The organism is Nocardia uniformis NBRC 13702 (genome assembly GCF_001613345.1).
Classification (GTDB): Bacteria; Actinomycetota; Actinomycetes; order Mycobacteriales; family Mycobacteriaceae; genus Nocardia; species Nocardia uniformis.
This window is the reverse complement of record NZ_BDCE01000052.1, coordinates 222,179-241,436: the sequence shown is the minus strand read 5'-3', so window position 1 is coordinate 241,436 and position 19,258 is coordinate 222,179. Positions and strand designations below refer to the sequence as shown.

The window sequence follows — 19,258 nt, the reverse complement described above, 5'->3', positions numbered from 1 at the left end:
CGCGCCGATGAGGGTGAGGGGCGGTGGCCGCCCCGCGTGCCGCGTTCGCCGAGCTCATGGCGGTCTTCGCCCCGTACGCGGGCGACAATGACCCGGAAGCCTTCACCGAGGTCGCAGCGCCATGCACGGACTCGCGACCCTGGATCGAGGCCATCGCCTGCGGCCGGACTTTCGTGATCAGCGACTCGCCATCCTGGTACAGGGCTGGATCGGCACGCGACGGTGAGCAATGACTCGCGGCCGGGACACCGCACCACGGCATAGAGTGAGATCATGGCTGACGCGGTAGTGGTCGGATCCGGACCCAACGGGCTTGCGGCGGCGGTGATTCTGGCCCGCGCCGGGCTCCGGGTGGACGTGTACGAGGCCGAGGACACGATCGGCGGTGGCTGCCGGACCGCGCAACTCACCCTGCCGGGCTTCCAGCACGATGTCTGCGCGGGCGCGCATCCGATGGCGGTGGCCTCCCCGTTCTTCCGTGCGTTCGACCTGCCCGCGCACGGCGTGCAACTGCTTGCGCCGCAGGTCTCCTACGCGCATCCACTGGATGGGGGAGTGGCCGGACTGGCCTGGCGCGACCTCGACCACACCGTCGACGGGCTCGGCCGCGACGGTAAGAGCTGGGGACGGCTGTTCGGGCCGCTGGTGCGCGGCTGGGAGAACCTGGTCGACCTGGTGATGTCGGATCTGCGACAGCTGCCGATTTCCCCGGGCGACCTGGTGCGCATGAACGTCGGGACCGAGGTGCGTTTCGCGCGCCGCCTGCTGGAGCAGGCGACTCCGCTGTGGAATCTACGGTTTCGCGAGGAGATCGCCCCGGCCCTGCTGACGGGTGTGGCCGCGCACGCCATCCGCCCGCCCCGCGGATTCGCCGGCGCGGGCGTCGCCATGCTGCTGGGCACCCTCGGTCATGTGCGCGGCTGGCCGGTACCGCGCGGCGGTTCGCAGGCCATTATCGACGCCCTGGCCGCCGACCTGAAAGACCACGGCGGAAAGATCATTACGGGCCACCGCGTCGATGCCATCGATGATTTCGACGATGTGCGCGCGGTGCTGCTCGATCTGGCTCCCGCCGAAGTGCGGCGCATTGCCGAAAACCGGCTGCCCGCAGGCTATAACGCCGCACTGCACCGCTTCCGCTACGGCGGCGCGGCCTGCAAGGTCGATTTCGCCCTCTCCGGCCCGGTGCCCTGGCAGGCCCGCGGCTGTGAGCGCGCCGGAACCCTGCACCTGATCGGCACCCGCGCCGAAGCCATGGCCGCGGAAAAGGCGGTGGCACAAGGCCGTCACGCCGAACGGCCCTACGTGCTGGCCATCCAGCCCGGCGTCGTGGACCCCAGCCGTGCCCCGGCGGGCAGCCACACCTTCTACACCTACGCCCACGTGCCCAATGGTTCGTCGGAGGACATCAGCCGGGCCGTCATCGCCCAGGTGGAACGCTTCGCCCCGGGCTTCCGCGATCTCATCCTCGCCACCAGCGTCCGCACCGCCGCCACCATGCCCGTACACAATGCCAACTATGTCGGCGGCGATATCTCCGCGGGCGCGATGACCTTGCGCCAGACCGTCTTCCGTCCGGTCCCGCGCTGGAATCCATACCGCACCCCGCTACCCGGCGTCTACCTCTGCTCCGCCGCCACCCCACCCGGCCCGGGTGTCCACGGTATGAACGGCCTACACGCCGCCCGCCACGCCCTACGCCGCGAATTCGGCATCCTGACGGATCCACTGGAACTGCTGCGAACCGGCTCGCACGTCTGAGTAACGCAGGCCCCCTCGTCATCCCGGCGTTATACAGGCCCCGGCATTTCGGCGTTGTGCACACCCCTCGTCATTCCGGCGTGCTTTTGGCCGGGATCCACCGCTCTCTGAACGGTGTGGATTCCGGCCAAAAGCATGCCGGAATGACGGGTGTGCCGTGCCGGAATGACGGGTGTGCCGTGCCGGAATGACGGGTGTGCCGTGCCGGAATGACGGGTGTGCTCAGACTCGCTGTGCGCGATAGAGATCCGGCTCGATGTAGATATGGCGCGCCGCGGGTATCGCCGCCCGCACCCGCGCCTCCGCGGCATCGATGGCCGACGCCACATCCGCGATACCCAACCCGGGCACAACCGCCACCTTCGTCGCGACCAGCAGTTCGTCGGGAGCCAGATACTGCGTCTTCAGATAGATCACCCGATCGATTCGCGTTCCGTCGACCAGACTTTCGCGTATCCGCCGATCCTCGTCCGGTGTCGCTCCCTCACCGATGAGCAGACTCTTCATCTCGACGATCAACACCACCGCGATGAACAGCAGCAGGATGCCGATGGCCAGGGTGCCGATCCCATCCCAGCGCGCGCTGCCGGTCAGCATGGTCAGGCCGACGCCCCCGAACGCGAACATCAGGCCGATGAGCGCGCCCGTATCCTCCAGCAGCACCACGGGCAGTTCGGGATTGCGGGTGGTGCGAATGAACCGCCACCAACTATTGCGCCCCTTGAGCAGCGTGGATTCCTTGCGCGCGGTAGCCAGACTGTAGGACTCCAGCGCCAGCGCGACGAGCAGGATGACAATGGCGACGATCGGGTTGGACAACTCCTCGGGATGCCGAATCTTATTGACGCCCTCGTCGATCGCGTAGAGCGCGCCCACCAGGAAGATCACCAGCGCGACAATGAACGAGTAGAAATAGCGATTGCGCCCGTATCCGAACGGGTGCAGCTCATCCGGTACCTGTTCGGCGCGCCGCCGCCCGATCAGCAGCAGTCCCTGATTCGCGGTATCCGCCAGCGAGTGCACGGCCTCGGCCAACATGGACGCCGAGCCGGTAATGAACGCGCCGATGAACTTGGCCACGGTGATCCCGGCATCCGCCGTGAACGCCGCCAGGATCGCCCGCTTACCGCCACCCGAGGACATGGGAAATGACGCTACGGCGTCCCCGGGTGACAGCGTCGGCGCACACGCCGGAGGTGGTGAGTACTAAACGCCGGGCACAGCGGGGGAGCTCCGGTACAGATCCGGTTCCAGGTACATGACCCGGGCGGCCGGAACCGCCGCCCGCACCCGGGCTTCCGCGTCGTCGATGGCGGCGGCGATATCGCTGATTTCCAGCCCCCGTGCGATCGAGACCTTGGCGGCCACGAGCAGTTCCTCCGGCCCCAGGTACTGGGTGCGCAGGTGGATGACGCGCTCGATGCGGGTTCCATCGACCAGGTTGTCACGAATCACCTTGTCGTCCTTGGCGGTCGCGCCCTCACCGATCAGCAGGCTGTGCATCTCGACAATGAGGATTACCGCGATGATGCCGAGCAGGATGCCGATGCTCAGCGTGCCGATACCGTCCCAGATCGGGTTGTCGGTGATCATGGTCAGGCTGACCGCGCCGAAGGCCAGCACCAGACCGATGAGCGCGCCCGCGTCCTCCAGCAGCACCACCGGCAACTCCGGGTGGCGGGAGGTGCGGATGAACTGCCACCAACTGGCCTCGCCCTTGAGCGGCCGGGACTCCTTGATGGCGGTGTAGAAACTGAAACACTCCAGCAGGATGGCGAAGCCGAGAATGCCGATCGCGATGAACGGTCTGGTCAGCTCCTCCGGATGCTGGATCTTGTGGACGCCCTCGTAGAGGGCGTACAGCGAGCCGAGGGTGAAGAGCACCAGCGCGACCACGAAGGAGTAGAAGTAGCGGCTGCGGCCGTATCCGAACTGGTGCAGGTTATTGGCCTCCTGCTCGGCTCGGCGCTGGCCCAACAGCAGCAGACCCTGATTGCAGGTGTCGGCCACCGAGTGCACGCCCTCGGCCAGCATGGACGCCGATCCGGTGATTGCCGCACCCACGAATTTCGCCACCGCGATACCACCATTGGCGAACATCGCCGCCAAGATCGCCTTCTTACCCGCAGCCACTGTTGGTTCCTTCCGGAGCACATCCGACTTTCGCGAAAATCGCCGGAGGTCAGCGTACGGGCATTCAGTCCTCGCCCACGGCGGCGCAGAACAGTTGTCCGGCACCATGTACGGCCTGGGCGCGAATCTCACCGTCGGCCGCGGAGATCCAGGCCGCGTAGCCGCACGGCACATCGAGGTGTTCGCCGCGCTGGAACAGCCGCACCGTGCCGAGGGTGCACAGCACGATCTCGGGGCCGGTGCGCGGCAGTTTCACCGGATCGCCCCCGGCCGCCAATTCCACCCGGCGCAGTGTGAATTCCGGTGCGGGGGCGCGATAGCGGTACACGCCATTGCCGTCGTCATGCACCTCCACGACCGGCAGGTCGAGGGGTTCGAAATCCAATACCCGCAATAGTTCCGGCACATCGACGTGTTTGGGTGTGAGCCCGCCACGCAGCACATTGTCGGAATTGGCCATGATCTCGACGCCGACACCGCTCAGATAGGCGTGCAGATTCCCGGCGGCCAGGAACAACCCCTCCCCGGGTTCCAGGGTGATGCGGTTCAGCAGCAGCGCCGCCAATACCCCGGCGTCACCCGGATATGCCTCCGCCAGCTCCAGCGAGGTTCGTACCTCGGCGATGAATTCCTTACGGGTGCCGTTGTTTTCGGCGTCCCTGCCGGACAGGTAGCGCACGCAGCCGTCGAGCACCTTGGGCAGCAGTTTGGCCAATGCGCTCTGCGGCAGGGCGATCCAGGTGGTGAACAGGGTTCGCAGGCCCGCCGAATCCGGTTGTGCGGCAAGCAGGTCGGCGTAGGGCATGAGTTCGGGGATATCCAGTGCCCGCAGCAGCCGGACGGTGCGTACCGGTTCCCGGAAGCCCGCGAGCGCCTCGAACCGCTCGAGCGCGACCACCAGTTCCGGTTTGTGGTTCTCGTCGCGGTAATTGCGCATCGGCGAGTCGAGAGCCACGCCCGCATGGTTCTCACGCGCGTAGCCGACGCGTGCCTGTTCGATACTCGGATGCGCCTGCAGCGACAGCGGCTCCTCGGCGGCCAGGATCTTCAGCAGGAACGGCAGCCGTCCGTCGAATTCGCCCGCGACCCGGCCCAATTCCCGTTCCGGGTCGGCCTCGAGCACTTCCAGTAGCGAGCGATCGTGGCCATCGATTCGTACCCGTGCCGGGTCGGCGGGGTGTGCGCCGAACCAGAGTTCGGCCTCTGGATGCGCGGAGGGAACCGGTCGTCCGCACAGCTGCGCGAGCGCGGTGCGCGACCCCCATGCGTAGGAACGCAGCGCACCAACGAGTTCGTGCACTAGTAGTGTCCCCCGTCGTAGTTTCCCGGCGTCGTTGCCGGGCGGGAACCGAGTAGTCGCAGATAAGCGGCCGCCATCTCCAGCCGAAGCGCCAGCACCGCAAGCTGTTCCAGCTCACCGCCGCGTCCCTCGGGTGCGGATTCGCTCTGGTCGGACGGTCCGGCGCTCATTACTTCCACATCCACATTGACCAGATCGGCATCCACCAGACCCGATCCGGCTCCGAATATCGCCAGCCGTCGGCGCGCCGCCACCTGTTCGGCGTCGGCGCTCATCACGAATACCCGCACCTTGTCCACCGGTGCCGGACCGTCGAGCTCCTCGTCGTGGAACAGCGGGTCGTAACCGGGTGCGCCGACGCCCGCGGATTCCACCATGCTCGCGTGTGCGGCAACGGCTTCCGCGAGATTCGACGAGGCCGCCACCTGACCGGCGGTGACGAGCAGCACCTCGGCGGCGTGTGCGGCCAATTCGGTCGCGGCGGGGGAATCTCCGGCGAGCACGATGCGCCGCTCCTGCATGCGGGTGGCGAGGGTCTTGGCGGGATTGTGGAACGCCTCGTTCTGCGGTCCGTCGCGCAGCGCTTCCGCATCGAGCAGATCAGCGAGCCGGTCGAGGTTCGGCACCAGCGGACCGATCCGGCCCGGGTCGATCGCCGACAGCACCGCCATACCCACCGCCAGATAGCGCAGTAGCCGATTGTGGTCGAGCACGGGTACTCGCGGCGGCAGCATGGTGGCGCGTCCGGCGGCGACGGCGCGCAGCGGACCCTCATCGGGCGCGGCGACGATCACCTCCGCACCGCGACGCAGCGCCCGGTCGATGGCCTCCGCCAGCCGCGGATCGCCGGCATCGTCCGCGGCCACCAGAATGACGTCGAGGGGTCCCACCCACGGCGGAATCGAGGTGGCGGGTACGACCGGCAGACTGGCGCGCTCGCCGAGCGCGGCAATGAGCATTGCCGCCGCACGGGCGGCCCGCCCCGCCCCGGAAACCATGACGAGACTGCGCGGGCGCAGATCTGTGAGTCGGCGCAATGCGTCCTCACCGACGGCCGCGGCGGTAGCGCGCACCTGCGCACCACCCGACGCGGCGGAACGCAATGAACCCCCTGAGTCGGCTGCCTCCAGCGAGGCGACGTCATCGAGGTCGAGAACCGGTGTCCCAGCGATCATCGGGCGTTGCCACCTCCCCTCATCGGGTCACCCGCGGGCGAATCCACGCTCTGTCATTCCACTATTCCAGTCAGTCGCGGACGATGCTCAGAATCTCGGTTACGAGTGCGTCTACTTCGTCCTGCGATCGGGCCTCGACATTGAGTCGAAGCAGCGGTTCGGTATTGGATGCCCGCAGGTTGAACCATGCGCTATCGGGCAATTGCACGGTCACGCCGTCGAGCCGGTCCACCGATTTGGACCGCCCGCTGAATGCCTCGAGTACCGCCACGGTCCGCTCCTTCGCATCGGCCACCGTGGAGTTGATCTCTCCGGAGGAGGCATATGTCGCATAGGCGGACGCCAGTTCGGACATCGGCCGGTCCTTCTCACCGAGCGCGGCGAGCACATGCAGTGCGGCGAGCATGCCGGAGTCGGCACCCCAGAAGTCGCGGAAGTAATAGTGCGCGGAGTGTTCGCCGCCGAAGATGGCGCCGGTGCTGGCCATCTGCTGCTTGATGAACGAGTGGCCGACGCGGGTGCGCACCGGGGTGCCACCGAGTTCGTTCACCAGCTCGGGGACGGCCTTCGAGGTGATCAGGTTGTAGATGATAGTCGCGCCCGGCTCCTTGGCCAGTTCGCGTTCGGCCACCAGCGCGGTGACGGCGGACGGCGCGACCGGATCGCCCTTCTCGTCCACCACGAAGCAGCGGTCGGCGTCACCGTCGAAGGCCAGGCCGATATCGGCTCCGGTCTTCTTCACGTAGGCCTGTAGATCCACCAGGTTCTTCGGATCCAGGGGATTGGCTTCGTGATTGGGGAAGTTGCCGTCGAGTTCGAAGAACAGCGGTTCGATAATGAAATTCGGCAGGGTGCCCAGGACTGCGGGGACGGTGAACCCGCCCATACCATTGCCCGCGTCCACCGCGATCCGCAGCGGGCGGCTCACGCTCAGGTCGACCAGCTTGTGCAGGTACGTCGCGTAGTCGGCGAGCAGATCCTGCTCGTCGACGGTGCCGCGCGGCCCGTCGTAGGTCGGTACGCCCGCGATGACCTCATCGGTAATGGTGGCCAGGCCGGTGTCCTGACCGACCGGCAGCGCCTTGGCGCGGCACATTTTGATGCCGTTGTACTGGGCCGGATTGTGGCTTGCGGTGAACATCGCGCCGGGGCAGTCCAGGCTCCCGGAGGCGAAGTACAGCTCGTCGGTGGAGGCCAAACCGATATGGGTGACGTGCAGGCCCTGCTCCTGGACCCCATCGGCGAAGGCAGCGGCCAGACCGGGGGAGGAGTCGCGCATATCGTGGCCGATGACGACCCGCTCCGCGCCCTCGCCGCGCATCAGCCGGGCGAAGGAGGCGCCGACGTCACGCACGAAATCCGCGTCGATCTGTGCACCGACCACGCCGCGAACGTCGTACGCCTTGATTACTGCATGAACGGACTCGGCAGATCGGGCGACTGTCATGCCGACCACATTAGTAGTTGCCGCTTCAGCTGGGCGGGTCGGGCAGCACTCGCAAGTGCCCGCGTCGGCCGGTTCGTCCGGTGCGGGTGGGGCGTTGCGCAGGTGGATAGTCGGAGTAGCCGCGCTGCTCGGGTTCCGGTGTGCGGCGGCGTAGTCCGGCTTCGCGAACGGCTTCGGCCAGTGCGGTTAGGTCATCGTCGTCGGGGGTACTGGAGGAGAAGCCGCCCTCGTGGCGAACCATCTCCCAGCCCTTCGGCGCGGTAATTCGGGATGCGTGCGTTTCACACAGATCCCAGGAATGTGGTTCAGCGACCGTTGCGAGGGGACCGACAACCGCGGTGGATTCGCGATAAACATAGGTCAGCGTCGCAACGGCCGGGTTTTTGCAGCCTGGACGGCAGCAACGACGCATGGGAATCACGCCATGCAGGGTAACCCCAACCGGGCGTCGACGGGGGCAGACACGCTCAATGTCGTACCTCTCACTGTGTCCTTGGCCGAAGCTTCGCTTCGGCGGTTCGCGGCCCTATTACCCCCCGTTCTTCCCTCCCTCCGCTCCTCCGCTCCACTCAGTCCAGAACGGGGCGGGCCGCGAACCTGCGGGGTTTCAGTTCTAGGTGGGCTGCGGAAATCTCGGGCAGAAGACCGGCTCGAGCGCTGTGCGGCCGGGTGCGTACACCCGACTGGGGTACCCAGTAGATTCGTGTTATGACCCGTTCACGTAAGCAGCGGCCGCCGACGGCGCGGTCGGTCATCCGCCGCGGGCGGGGTGTGCGCGGGCCGATGTTGCCGCCGACCGTTCCGGCTTGGCGCACGCGCGGCCAGCAGTTCGACCGACTCGTCCTGGAGGCCTTCGCGCCGCTCGACGGACGCTGGCACGACCGGCTTACCAAGCTCGATATCGCGGTGGATGATGTGCCGAAAATTCGCCCACTGCATCCGGATTCGGTGACCTGGCCGGACGAGGTCGTCGCCGACGGACCGGTGCCGCTGTCCCGGCTCATCCCCGCCGGGGTGGACCGCCACGGCGTGGCGACCCGCGCCCGGGTGGTGCTGTTCCGCAAACCTCTGGAATTGCGGGCCAGCGATCCGGACGACCTGGTAGACCTGCTGCGCGAGGTCCTGGTGCAGCAGATCGCGACATATCTGGGTGTGGATCCGGACATCATCGATCCGGCACCCGAGTAGAGGTTTCGCCGCTCCCCCGTCACGCCACTGACGGGGGAGGGCAGGCCAACCCGGCCGCAGCGCGAGATATGCCACGGCGACAACAGATTTCGCGAGTTTCGGGGTAGCTCGTCGGGTACCCCCAAAACGTCAGGGGCACCCAACCGCCGGCACGCGAATGGGACTGTTGGGGCTCTCAGCCCGGGCGCTGAAGTCCCGGGGAGGCGGGCTAGATAATTCCGCGCTTGAGGCGGCGACGCTCGCGCTCGGACAGTCCGCCCCAGATACCGAAGCGTTCGTCGTGTGCGAGTGCGTATTCCAGGCATTCGTCGCGGACCTCGCAGCCCAAGCAGATGCGCTTGGCCTCGCGGGTGGAGCCGCCCTTCTCCGGGAAGAACGCCTCGGGGTCGGTTTGGGCGCACAGCGCCCGCTCCTGCCACTGTTCGGCGTCCATCTCGCTGCCCGATCGCGCTACGGCGTCGAACATCTCGTCCATTCCGGTGACGATCAGGCTGAGCCGTGGCGGTTCCGGTTGGAACTGTGCGCGAGCCCATTGCCCCCCATGCCGTGACGTCGTCGATTCACCCCCCTCGTATCCGATTCGGTTGTCGGCGCAGGAATCTGGTGCTGCGCCTGCTGTGGAATCGGTTTGCGATACACCGCCCGGAATGTCCGACGGGGCCAGCTCATCGGCCATCGCTCCGCCTCCTCACTGTGGTTAGCGCAGAATGATTGATCCGTCGACAGCCGTTCCCACCGACGGTCGAACCCCGCGACGTTGTCTCGCGGACATCCCCAAGCTAGCGCCATCTCGATTCGAACATCTATTCGAAAAGTCGTCCGCGCCATGCTGTCTCGCGCGAACCCGAAATGACATGCATGTGATTAGACACGCCGGGCGTGGCGGTGGTCAAGCCGCCGAAGCTATTCCGTTACCATCTGCGACCCCCTTCCCAGTGGTTGGGCGAGTCAAACCAGCAAATGACCAGCAAATATGGTGCGCGGTGTGTTTTCGCGGTGAACGCATAGGCTGTGCGGATGTGACTCGAGAACAAGCGGACACCGCGCCCGGGGACGGCCTGCGGATCGCGGTACTGGTCGGCGGAGTCGGCGGCGCGCGGTTCCTGCAGGGCGTACGCGAACTGCTCCCCGACGCGGATGTGACGGCCATCGTCAATGTCGGTGACGACGTCTGGATGCACGGGCTGCGAATCTGCCCTGACCTGGACACCTGCATGTACACCCTGGGTGGTGGCATCGATACCGAACGCGGCTGGGGGCACGCGAACGAGAGTTGGAATGCCAAGGAGGAGCTAGCTCTCTACAAGGCTCAGCCCGACTGGTTCGGACTGGGGGATCGCGATATCGCGACCCATCTGATTCGGAGTGAAATGCTGCGTCAGGGGTACCCCCTCTCGGCAGTGACCGATGCGCTCTGTAACCGGTGGCAGCCCGGGGTGAAGCTGCTCCCGGCAACCGACGACAGGTGTGAAACACACGTCGTTATCGAGGATCCGGAGAACGCTGGCGAACGTCGCGCGATCCATTTTCAAGAGTGGTGGGTGCGCTACCGCGCGAACGTTGAGACCCATGGATTCGTGACTATTGGGGCAGATGTGGCCAAACCAGCTCCGGGTGTGACGGAAATCATAGAATCCGCCGATGTGGTGTTGCTGGCTCCGTCGAACCCCGTTGTGAGTATCGGAGCCATCCTCGCGGTGCCCGGAATTCGCGGCGCGCTGCGCACCTCCACCGCCAAGGTAGTCGGTATCGCGCCGGTGATCGGTGGAAAACCATTGCGCGGTATGGCCGATGCCTGCCTGTCGGTAATCGGTGTCGGCAGTGATGCCGAATCCATCGGCGATTACTACGGCGCGCGCGCCACCACCGGCATCCTGGACGGGTGGTTGGTGCACAGCACCGATACCGCCGAGGTGCCCGGCGTGGAGGTGCGCAGCGTGCCGCTGATCATGTCCGATCCGGCCGCCACGGCGGAAATGGTCCGGGCGGCACTCGAAATCGCGGGAGTGAAGCCGTGAGCGCGGAGCAGGCGTCGACGGCGAAGTCGGCCACCGCGGTGGCCGGTGCGCCCGGGGGCGCGGTGGTCGATCACGCGGTCGGCGGCGAACTGCGCATTCTGCCGATCGCGGGGCTGCCCGAGTTCCGACCCGGCGACGACCTTGCCGAAGCCATTGCGGCGCAAGTCGGTTGGCTGCGCGACGGCGATATCCTGGTGGTCACCAGCAAGATCGTCTCCAAGGTCGAGGGTCGCATTGTCGAGGCGCCGACAGATCCGGAACAGCGCGATACCGCCCGGCGCGAACTGGTCGACCGGGAGGCTGTGCGGGTACTCGCCCGCAAGGGCCGCACCCTGATCACCGAGAACAGGCTCGGCATCGTGCAGGCCGCCTCCGGTGTGGACGGCTCCAATGTGGAGCAGGGTGAACTCGTCCTACTGCCCTCCGATCCCGACGGGTCCGCCAAGGCGCTGCGCACCGCGCTGGCCGACCGGCTCGGGGTGCGGGTCGCGGTCGTCATTACCGACACCATGGGACGCGCCTGGCGCAATGGCCAGACCGATACCGCCATCGGCGCATCCGGACTTCGGGTCCTGCACGACTACGACGGGGCCATCGACGGTCAGGGCAATGAGCTGCATGTCACCCAGGTGGCCGTGGCCGATGAACTGGCCGCGGCCGCCGATCTGGTGAAGGGCAAGCTGGGCGGTGTCCCGATCGCGGTGGTGCGCGGACTCGACTACGCCGACGACGGTTCCACGGCCGCCGATCTGCTGCGCGGCGGCCCGGACGACCTGTTCTGGTTGGGTACCGCCGAGGCCATTGAACGCGGTCGTGCGGAGGCGGTGCTGCTGCGCCGCTCGGTGCGCCAATTCGCCGATACGCCGGTGGAACCCGAACTCATTCGCGCGGCGGTGGCGGTCGCGCTCACCGCCCCGGCTCCACATCACACCCGTCCGGTGCGGTTCGTATGGGTGCGCGAACGCGCCCTGCGCGAGCGGCTGCTGGAGGCGATGGCCGCGAAGTGGCGCGCCGACCTCACCGCCGATGGGCTCGACCCGGAACGGGTGGAACGGCGAATCGCGCGGGGCCGCATTCTCTTCGATGCCCCCGAGGTGATCATCCCGTTCTGTGTGCCCGACGGTGCGCACGCCTATCCGGACGCCACCCGCCGTCAGGCCGAATCCACCATGTTCACGGTGGCGGTGGGTGCTGCCGTCCAGGGGCTACTGGTCTCCCTGGCAACCAGGGGCGTGGGCAGCTGCTGGATCGGGTCGACCATCTTCGCCCCGGATATCACCCGCGACGTGCTGAACCTGGATGCGGATTGGAACCCCTTGGGCGCCATTGCCATCGGGTATCCGACCGAGGCGCTGACACCGCGCGAGGTTCGGGATTCGAGCGTCGGGCTGGTGGAACTGTGAGTGCGGAATCACTGCACGAGTCGGCGACCGACCTGCTGGAAACCTGGCGGCCCGCAACGGGTCCGGAGCAATCACTGCGCGAGGCCATGCTGGCGTTCCTGGGTTCGGCGCCGCGTGGCTGTCTGCGCGAGCACGCGCCCGGGCATATCACCGCCTCGGCGGTGGTGTTCTCCCATGACGAACGCGAGGTGCTGCTGACCCTGCACCCGAGGGTGGGGCGCTGGATTCAGCTCGGCGGACACTGCGAGGAGACCGACGACTCGGTATCCGCCGCCGCACTGCGGGAGGCCACCGAGGAATCCGGCATCGCGGATCTGACGCTCGAACCGGGACTCTATGGCGCGCAGGCCCACCCGATTACCTGCTCGCTCGGCGTCGCGACCCGCCACCTGGATCTGCTCTTCCGGATAAGAGCTCCGAAAGGCGCTGTCCCGGTGCGTAGTTCGGAATCCACCGACCTGCGCTGGTGGCCGATCGACGGACTTCCGGTCGACACGGACGTCCTGCTGCACTGATTTCTATACCCGAACTCGTCATCCCGGCGTGCTTTTGGCCGGGATCCACCACCCTCGACACAGGTGTGGATTCCGGCCAAAAGCGTGCCGGAATGATGGGGAGTGACGGGGGATGACGGGGTGTGGGCGCACTCTCGGAACGTGTTATCGTCCGTCTTGTACACGTTCTCAGGGCGGGGTGGAACTCCCCACCGGCGGTAATGGCGTCCGGACCGATCCGAAGCGCATGAGCCCGCGAGCGCCGCTGTATCCAGCACCGCCCTCACCGGCGGGGGTATGGCGGGTCAGCAGATTCCGGTGTGATTCCGGAGCCGACGGTCATAGTCCGGATGAAAGAGAACGCGACCGTACAGCCTGTCCGCGCGAGCGGATCGGCCTGTTCGCGTCGCCTGCCCTGGGTGACAGCGAACAGGAGGAAACTCATGTCACCCACTTCCCGTCGGATCGCTCTCGTCGCCGCGCGCTGGCATGCCGAGATTGTCGACAATGCCGTACAGGCCTGCCGGATCGCGCTCGCCGATCAGGGCTTCACCGAGATCGATGTGATCGAGGTGCCCGGTGCGTTCGAAATCCCGTTGCGGGTCCAGCGATTGGCCACCAGCGGTGAGTACGCCGCCATCGCGGGCCTGGCGCTCGTGGTCGACGGCGGTATCTACCGCCACGATTTCGTGGCGCCGACCGTTGTGGACGCCCTGATGCGGGTGCAGCTCGAGACCGATGTCCCGGTGTTCTCCGCCGTCCTCACACCGCACCACTTCCATGAGCACGAAGAACACCTGGCGTACTTCTCCCGCCACTTCACGGTCAAGGGCACGGAGCTCGCGAACGCCATTGCGGTCACGCTGCGAATCGACGCCGTCGTCTGAGCCACCGCGGGCACCACCATGCACTCGCGCCCCCCGCCGCAGGGAGGCAGGGGGCGCGAGTGTGGGGTTCCGCTGGCGCGCAAGGGCAATGCGCACCAGCGGTTTCTGGTTCCAACCTGGGATAGTGGGCAGGTCAGGCCGGAACCAGAGCTTTCTCGGTGGTGACCGGATGATCGTCGACCATGGTGGTCTCGTCGAAGGGCAGCTGCTTGTCCAGCACCGCCCGCATATGGGTCCGGTCGATGGTCTTGGTCCAGGTGCCGATCAGCACGGTGGCCACGGCATTCCCGGAGAAGTTGGTGACCGCGCGGGCCTCCGACATGAACCGGTCGATACCGACGATGATGCCGACGCCATCGAGCAGTTCCGGGCGATGACTCTGCAAACCACCTGCGAGAGTTGCCAATCCGGCACCGGTCACACCCGCCGCGCCCTTGGAGGCGACAATCATGAACAGCAGCAGTCCCAGCTGTTCGCTCCACGACAGCGGTTTGCCCATGGCATCGGCGATGAACAGCGTCGCCATGGTCAGGTAGATGGCGGTGCCGTCGAGATTGAACGAATAGCCGGTCGGCACCACCACACCCACGGTGGTGCGCTCCACGCCGAGGTGTTCCATCTTGGCGATGAGGCGCGGCAGCGCCGACTCCGAGGAGGAGGTGGCGACAATCAGCAGGTACTCGCGTGCCAGGTAGCGCACCAGCTTGAAGATCGAGACTCCGGCCACCGCGCGCAGCAGCGCACCGAGCACCCCGAAGACGAAGATCGCGCAGGTGAGATAGAAGGCCACCATGAGTACGGCCAACTGTTTCACCGCGTCGAGTCCGGTGCGCGCCACCACATTCGCGATCGCGCCGAATGCGCCGATGGGCGCCAACCACAGGATCATGGTGAGAATCCGGAAGACCAGCTTCTGCAGCGACGCCACGCCGCGCAGCAGCGGATCACCTGCCGGCCCCATGGCCTGAATGGCGAAGCCGACCAGCAGGGCGACGAACAGTGCCTGCAACACCTGGCCCGAGGTCAGCGCGGACGCCAGCGTGGTCGGCACAATGCTGGTGATGAAATCCCAGGTGCCACCGGCGCCGTGGGCGTCCTCGGCGTACTTGGCGACGGCATTGGCGTTCCCGGCCAGATCCAAGCCATTGCCCGGGTGGATCAGATTGCCCACCAGCAGGCCGATGGCCAGGGCCGCCGTCGACATGAGCAGGAAGTAGCCGATGGCCAAACCACCGACCTTGCCGACCTTCGCCGCGGCCCGGACCGATCCGATGCCGAGCACAATGGTGCAGAAGATGACCGGCGCGATCATCATTTTGATCAGGTTCACGAACAGGCTGCCCAGTTCGCCTACCGATTTGCCGAAACCGGGCGCCAGCCAGCCGACCAGGATGCCCGCCAGCACCGCCACAATGACCGCCGAGTACAGCCAGTGGGTGCGGTCGCGGCGCGGTCGCCGGTTCGCCGTATCGTCCGACGCCGTACCGCTCGGCACTGTCGTATCGCTCATCGTGGATGTCCTTCGCTACTGCCTGGGTGAGCGGCCTCACACTTCTACGGTGAAATGATGATCGGGGCCGTGATGCCGGTCACGGTTACGTACATTTCGTTCACGGAGGGCCGGACTTGAAACGTCGTAGAGACCGCCGCCGGACCCTGGCCGGGCAGGTGTTCGCGGTACAGCTGGTGGTGCTGGCACTGGTGATCGGCGCGGGTACGGCGCTGGTGGTATTCCAGACCCGCCACGAACAGCACGACGCCACGCGGGCGCGGGTGATCGACGTGGCGGTGACGCTCGCACACGCGCCGTCCACCCTGGGCGCGGTGCGCGCGCCCGATCCGTCGGCGGCCCTGCAACCGGTGACCGAGGGGATTCGCCGGGCCACGGGCATGGACTTCATCGTGGTGATGGCTCCGGATCGAACCCGCTATACGCATACCGATCCGGAGCGGATCGGTAAACCGTTCAGCGGCAATATCGATCGAGCCGTGGCGGGGGAGACGTTCACCGAGACCTACACGGGCAGCCTCGGACCGTCCATTCGCGCCGTCACCCCGGTCCGCGACCGTGACGATCGCGTCGTGGCCCTGGTGTCGGCGGGTGTCACCCGCGCGCGGATCGGGGATCGGGTCGAGGAGCAGTTGCCCGCCATCCTCGGTATCGCGGCGGGCGGCCTGCTGCTGGCCACGCTGGGGTCACTACTGTTGCGCCGCCGACTATTACGGCAGACCCACGGTTTGGCGCCAGCGGAATTGCGCGCCCTGTACGAGCATCACGAGGCGGTGCTGCATTCCGTACACGAGGGTCTGCTGGTATTCGATGCCACCGGTGAACATATCGAGGTGAGCAACGATGAGGCCCGTCGGCTGCTGGGTCTCGCCGGTGGCGAGGTGCGGCGTACCGATCTGCCGGAGTCATTGCAGCGGTTGGGTTCTGATGCGGTGCGCGACGAAATGCATGTGACAGCCGATCATGTGCTGGTGGTGAATCAGGATGTGGTGGAGCGGGACGGCCGGCGCATCGGCACCGTCGTTACGCTCCGCGATCACACCGAATTGCGGGATGTGATGGGCGAACTGGATTCGGTGCGCGGTTTCGCCGACGCGCTGCGTGCCCAGGCACACGAGGCCGCGAACCGGCTGCACACCGTCATCACCATGGTGGAACTCGGCCACACCCGCCAGGCCGTCGATTTCGCCACGGCCGAACTGGAATTGACGCAATCGCTGATCGACCGCATGACCGGTGCGGTGGCCGAACCCGCCGTTATCGCCCTACTGCTCGGCAAGGTCGAGCAGGCCGCCGAACTCGGTGTGGAGTTGACTGTCAGCGGCGATACCGCCCTCGACTCCACCGAGCCGCTCACGCCGAATGAAATGGTCACCCTCCTGGGCAATCTCATCGACAATGCCCTCGACGCGGTCGGACGCGACGATGATGCCTGGGTGGAAGTCGCCGTGCGCAATGATCCGGACGGACTGTTCGTGCGGGTGGCCGACAGTGGCCCCGGAATGTCGGAGGAGGTGTTCACCCGTGCCACCACACGCGGCTACTCCACCAAAACCGATCACCATGGGCTCGGCCTGGCGCTGGTGCGTCGGCTGGTGAACCGGCACGGCGGCGAATTGCGCGCGGTGCGGACGCCGGAATCGGCTGTGGTCGTACGGTTCCAGCCATGCTGAGGTGCCGGAAATGATGCGGGTGCTGATCGTGGAGGACGAGCCGACCATCGCACGGGCGCACCACTCCTATGTGGAGCGGGTGCCGGGTCTGGCTCCGGTGGCGGTGGCGCATACCGGACGGGCCGCCGTGGACGCGGTGGCGAAGGCCGCGCGGGCGGGAACACCGATCGATCTGGTGCTCATGGATATCGGGCTACCCGATATGAGCGGTCTGGAAGTGGCTGCCGCGCTGACCCGTATCCGGCCGCGACCCGATGTCATCGCCATTACCTCCGCGCGTGATCTCGAGGTGGTGCGGGCGGCCGTCGCGCACGGGGTGGTGCTGTATCTGCTGAAACCGTTCACCTTCGCCGCTTTCCGCGACAAACTGGAACGCTACCTGGAATTCCGGTCGGCGCTCCCGGCCGATTCGGCCGGGGTATCGCAGCAGGACATCGATCGGGCCTTCGGCGCGCTGCGCACCCCGGATACCCGGATTCCCACGCCGAAAGGTATTGCGCCACAGACCCTGGAAGAGATCACACGGGTGCTGCGGGCGGCCGCGGACGGGCTCAGTGCGGGTGATGCGGGTCGCGCCATCGGCGTGTCCCGGGTGACCGCCTGGCGTTATCTCGAGCGTCTCGCCGATGACGGTGTGGTGAAGCGGCAAACCGACTATGGTCGCACCGGACGTCCGCAGGTCCGCTACGTGTGGGGTCGGGTGTAAGAACCGTAGGGCCTTCGCAGCTATGCTGCGCCTGCCGGCGCTCACAAAAATTTGCAACGGGAGGGGCGTACGGTTTGCTGGCGTCTCGTCGGTTACCGCAGCGCGGCTGTGAGTTCGCTCAGGGGGGTTGCGCAGGTAGTCGGGTTCACCTCGGGTTTGCCTGTTATGTGCAGTGATAGACATCACAGGTGTGCCTGCCTTATCGCGAACCACCTGGGGTGTAACTGTTGCCACCTTTGGCCAGTAACGGACGACGTAACGGCGGTAGAGTCTGTACATATCTACCTGCGAAGTTCAAGAGGTATCTAATTAGCGGGGCAAACGTGCAAATGGTCGGCAAACGGGGGGGATCGCCGGATCCCAAACGTCACCTGTGGGTGTTGGGTCTGATTGCCCCCGCGTCCGCGTTGCTGCCCTCGCAGCTGGTGCTGCGAACCGGTGCTGAGGTTTTCTGGTGGATCGGCCCGATTATCGTGCTGATCGTTATTCCGGTGCTGGACTGGGTCATTGGGGAGGATGGCACCAATCCGCGCGACGAGGACTACGAACTGCTCTCCAACGACCGGTACTACCGGTGGTGCACCTACCTGTTCCTGCCCATCCAGTTCGTCGGTCTGGTCATCGCCTGCTACATGTGGGCCGGGGACGCGCTCTCGGTCACCGACAAGCTGGGACTGGCCGTCACCCTCGGGTTCGTCAGTGGGATCGGGATCAATGCCGCGCACGAACTCGGGCATCGGGTGGAGAGTCTGGAGCGCTGGCTGTCGAAGATCGCGCTGGCGCAATCGGGTTACGGGCACTTCTTCGTCGAACACAATCGCGGCCATCACGCCCGCGTCGCCACGCCGGAGGATCCGGCCAGCGCGCGGATGGGCGAATCACTGTGGGAGTTCTTGCCGCGCAGCGTGATCGGCGGGTTCCGCTCGGCGATCACCCTGGAACGGGACCGGCTGCGCCGGAAGGGCAACCGCTGGTGGAGTATCCACAACCACATCCTGCAGGCGTGGTCGATGAGCCTGGTGCTGTTCGCCGCGTTGCTCGCCGCCTTCGGCTGGGCGGTCCTGCCGTACCTGCTGCTACAGGCCGTTATCGGCGCATCGCTGCTGGAGACGGTCAACTACGTCGAGCACTACGGCCTGCTACGTCGCCGCCGCGCCAACGGCAACTGGGCCCGCTGCTCCCCGCGCGACAGCTGGAACAGCGACCGCCTGGTCACCAATATTTTCCTTTTCCACCTGCAACGGCACAGCGACCACCACGCCAACCCGGGCCGCCGCTACCAAACCCTGCGCAGTTCCGAAGAAGCCCCCCAACTCCCCGCGGGCTACGCCACCATGATCGTCCTCGCCTACCTCCCCCCACTCTGGCGCCACATCATGGACCCGCGCCTACTCGCCCACTACGGCGGCGATATCAGCCAGGCCAATATCCAGCCCCGCAAACGCGAGCGCATCCTCACCCGCTACGGGTTGGCGGCTGCCGCATAGCGGGTTTCAGGGGCGGAGCCCCTGAGGGTTCCGGGAGTTGGACTAGCCTTACTCGGGGAAGCAGCCGACCAGGAGA

General features: G+C 66.4%; 18 protein-coding genes and 1 riboswitch. Of the genes, 10 read left to right on the top strand and 8 right to left on the bottom strand.

Annotation, left to right across the window (positions count from 1 at the left end):
- The first annotated feature begins 23 nt into the window (after nt 1–23).
- Both NU1_RS42565 and NU1_RS18665 read left to right on the top strand, forming a co-directional pair.
- Entirely contained in the window at nt 24–233 is a 210-nt protein-coding gene (locus tag NU1_RS42565; RefSeq protein ID WP_067523026.1) for a hypothetical protein, read from the top strand.
- A gap of 40 nt (nt 234–273) precedes the next feature.
- Nucleotides 274–1,761: a phytoene desaturase family protein gene (locus tag NU1_RS18665; RefSeq protein ID WP_067523025.1), complete on the top strand. Its 1,488-nt coding sequence runs from the start codon at nt 274–276 to the stop codon at nt 1,759–1,761.
- 222 nt (nt 1,762–1,983) lie between these two features.
- On the opposite strand, the gene NU1_RS18660 is transcribed toward NU1_RS18665, so the two are convergent.
- From NU1_RS18660 to NU1_RS18635, 6 genes are all read right to left on the bottom strand, one after another.
- Entirely contained in the window at nt 1,984–2,904 is a 921-nt protein-coding gene (locus NU1_RS18660; RefSeq protein WP_067523024.1) for a cation diffusion facilitator family transporter, read from the bottom strand.
- 63 nt (nt 2,905–2,967) lie between these two features.
- Entirely contained in the window at nt 2,968–3,894 is a 927-nt protein-coding gene (locus NU1_RS18655; RefSeq protein WP_281221201.1) for a cation diffusion facilitator family transporter, read from the bottom strand.
- 64 nt (nt 3,895–3,958) lie between these two features.
- Nucleotides 3,959–5,194, bottom strand: a complete 1,236-nt coding sequence (gene manA, locus NU1_RS18650; protein ID WP_067523023.1) for a mannose-6-phosphate isomerase, class I — start codon at nt 5,192–5,194, stop codon at nt 3,959–3,961.
- On the bottom strand, nt 5,194–6,369 hold the full coding sequence (locus NU1_RS18645) for a tobH protein (protein ID WP_067523022.1): 1,176 nt from the start codon (nt 6,367–6,369) through the stop codon (nt 5,194–5,196). The genes manA and NU1_RS18645 overlap by 1 nt, the downstream gene beginning before the upstream one ends.
- A 70-nt stretch (nt 6,370–6,439) precedes the next feature.
- Nucleotides 6,440–7,816 (bottom strand): phosphomannomutase/phosphoglucomutase, encoded by a 1,377-nt coding sequence (locus NU1_RS18640; protein ID WP_067523021.1) that lies wholly within the window; start codon nt 7,814–7,816, stop codon nt 6,440–6,442.
- 25 nt (nt 7,817–7,841) lie between these two features.
- Complete coding sequence (locus NU1_RS18635; protein WP_067523075.1) at nt 7,842–8,228, bottom strand: DUF3499 domain-containing protein; 387 nt, start codon at nt 8,226–8,228, stop codon at nt 7,842–7,844.
- A gap of 296 nt (nt 8,229–8,524) precedes the next feature.
- Between NU1_RS18635 and NU1_RS18630 the strand changes: the two genes are divergently transcribed.
- Nucleotides 8,525–9,004: a metallopeptidase family protein gene (locus NU1_RS18630; RefSeq protein WP_169815092.1), complete on the top strand. Its 480-nt coding sequence runs from the start codon at nt 8,525–8,527 to the stop codon at nt 9,002–9,004.
- 208 nt (nt 9,005–9,212) lie between these two features.
- Here NU1_RS18630 and NU1_RS18625 read toward each other — a convergent pair whose 3' ends face one another.
- Nucleotides 9,213–9,479 carry a WhiB family transcriptional regulator gene (locus NU1_RS18625; RefSeq protein WP_169815091.1) on the bottom strand — a complete coding sequence of 89 codons (267 nt, stop codon included), beginning with the start codon at nt 9,477–9,479 and terminating at the stop codon, nt 9,213–9,215.
- 583 nt (nt 9,480–10,062) lie between these two features.
- Here NU1_RS18625 and cofD point away from each other — a divergent pair.
- From cofD to NU1_RS18605, 4 genes are all read left to right on the top strand, one after another.
- Nucleotides 10,063–11,022 carry a 2-phospho-L-lactate transferase gene (gene cofD / locus NU1_RS18620; protein WP_067523073.1) on the top strand — a complete coding sequence of 320 codons (960 nt, stop codon included), beginning with the start codon at nt 10,063–10,065 and terminating at the stop codon, nt 11,020–11,022.
- Between the two features lie 38 nt (nt 11,023–11,060).
- Nucleotides 11,061–12,425 carry a coenzyme F420-0:L-glutamate ligase gene (locus tag NU1_RS18615; protein WP_067523072.1) on the top strand — a complete coding sequence of 455 codons (1,365 nt, stop codon included), beginning with the start codon at nt 11,061–11,063 and terminating at the stop codon, nt 12,423–12,425.
- On the top strand, nt 12,422–12,940 hold the full coding sequence (locus NU1_RS18610) for an NUDIX hydrolase (protein ID WP_067523019.1): 519 nt from the start codon (nt 12,422–12,424) through the stop codon (nt 12,938–12,940). The genes NU1_RS18615 and NU1_RS18610 overlap by 4 nt, the downstream gene beginning before the upstream one ends.
- 160 nt (nt 12,941–13,100) lie before the next feature.
- Nucleotides 13,101–13,285: riboswitch (FMN riboswitch) on the top strand.
- A 77-nt stretch (nt 13,286–13,362) separates the two neighbouring features.
- Nucleotides 13,363–13,806, top strand: a complete 444-nt coding sequence (locus NU1_RS18605) for a 6,7-dimethyl-8-ribityllumazine synthase (RefSeq protein ID WP_067523018.1) — start codon at nt 13,363–13,365, stop codon at nt 13,804–13,806.
- Between the two features lie 133 nt (nt 13,807–13,939).
- Here the strand turns inward: NU1_RS18605 and NU1_RS18600 are convergent, their stop codons facing one another.
- Complete coding sequence (locus NU1_RS18600) at nt 13,940–15,316, bottom strand: cation:dicarboxylate symporter family transporter (protein ID WP_084521560.1); 1,377 nt, start codon at nt 15,314–15,316, stop codon at nt 13,940–13,942.
- Nucleotides 15,317–15,432: 116 nt separating this feature from the next.
- On the opposite strand from NU1_RS18600, the gene NU1_RS18595 reads away from it, so the two are divergent.
- The 3 genes from NU1_RS18595 to NU1_RS18585 all read left to right on the top strand — a co-directional run bounded on the left by NU1_RS18595 (nt 15,433) and on the right by NU1_RS18585 (nt 19,182).
- Nucleotides 15,433–16,989 (top strand): sensor histidine kinase, encoded by a 1,557-nt coding sequence (locus NU1_RS18595; RefSeq protein WP_067523016.1) that lies wholly within the window; start codon nt 15,433–15,435, stop codon nt 16,987–16,989.
- 10 nt (nt 16,990–16,999) lie between these two features.
- Nucleotides 17,000–17,695, top strand: a complete 696-nt coding sequence (locus tag NU1_RS18590) for a response regulator (protein ID WP_067523071.1) — start codon at nt 17,000–17,002, stop codon at nt 17,693–17,695.
- Between the two features lie 329 nt (nt 17,696–18,024).
- A complete protein-coding gene (locus NU1_RS18585) occupies nt 18,025–19,182 on the top strand; it encodes an alkane 1-monooxygenase (protein ID WP_067523015.1) in 1,158 nt (385 codons plus the stop codon).
- The last annotated feature ends 76 nt before the right edge of the window (nt 19,183–19,258 follow it).

Bases quoted from the DNA above. Each gene is read 5' to 3' on its own strand.
- NU1_RS18585 (WP_067523015.1), top strand. From the start codon at position 18,025: ATGGTCGGCAAACGGGGGGGATCGCCGGATCCCAAACGTCACCTGTGG.
- NU1_RS18635 (WP_067523075.1), bottom strand. From the start codon at position 8,228: ATGCGTCGTTGCTGCCGTCCAGGCTGCAAAAACCCGGCCGTTGCGACG.
- NU1_RS18665 (WP_067523025.1), top strand. From the start codon at position 274: ATGGCTGACGCGGTAGTGGTCGGATCCGGACCCAACGGGCTTGCGGCG.
- NU1_RS18660 (WP_067523024.1), bottom strand. From the start codon at position 2,904: ATGTCCTCGGGTGGCGGTAAGCGGGCGATCCTGGCGGCGTTCACGGCG.
- NU1_RS18590 (WP_067523071.1), top strand. From the start codon at position 17,000: ATGATGCGGGTGCTGATCGTGGAGGACGAGCCGACCATCGCACGGGCG.
- NU1_RS18600 (WP_084521560.1), bottom strand. From the start codon at position 15,316: ATGAGCGATACGACAGTGCCGAGCGGTACGGCGTCGGACGATACGGCG.
- NU1_RS18640 (WP_067523021.1), bottom strand. From the start codon at position 7,816: ATGACAGTCGCCCGATCTGCCGAGTCCGTTCATGCAGTAATCAAGGCG.
- NU1_RS18630 (WP_169815092.1), top strand. From the start codon at position 8,525: ATGACCCGTTCACGTAAGCAGCGGCCGCCGACGGCGCGGTCGGTCATC.
- NU1_RS18645 (WP_067523022.1), bottom strand. From the start codon at position 6,369: ATGATCGCTGGGACACCGGTTCTCGACCTCGATGACGTCGCCTCGCTG.
- NU1_RS18625 (WP_169815091.1), bottom strand. From the start codon at position 9,479: ATGGACGAGATGTTCGACGCCGTAGCGCGATCGGGCAGCGAGATGGAC.
- NU1_RS18605 (WP_067523018.1), top strand. From the start codon at position 13,363: ATGTCACCCACTTCCCGTCGGATCGCTCTCGTCGCCGCGCGCTGGCAT.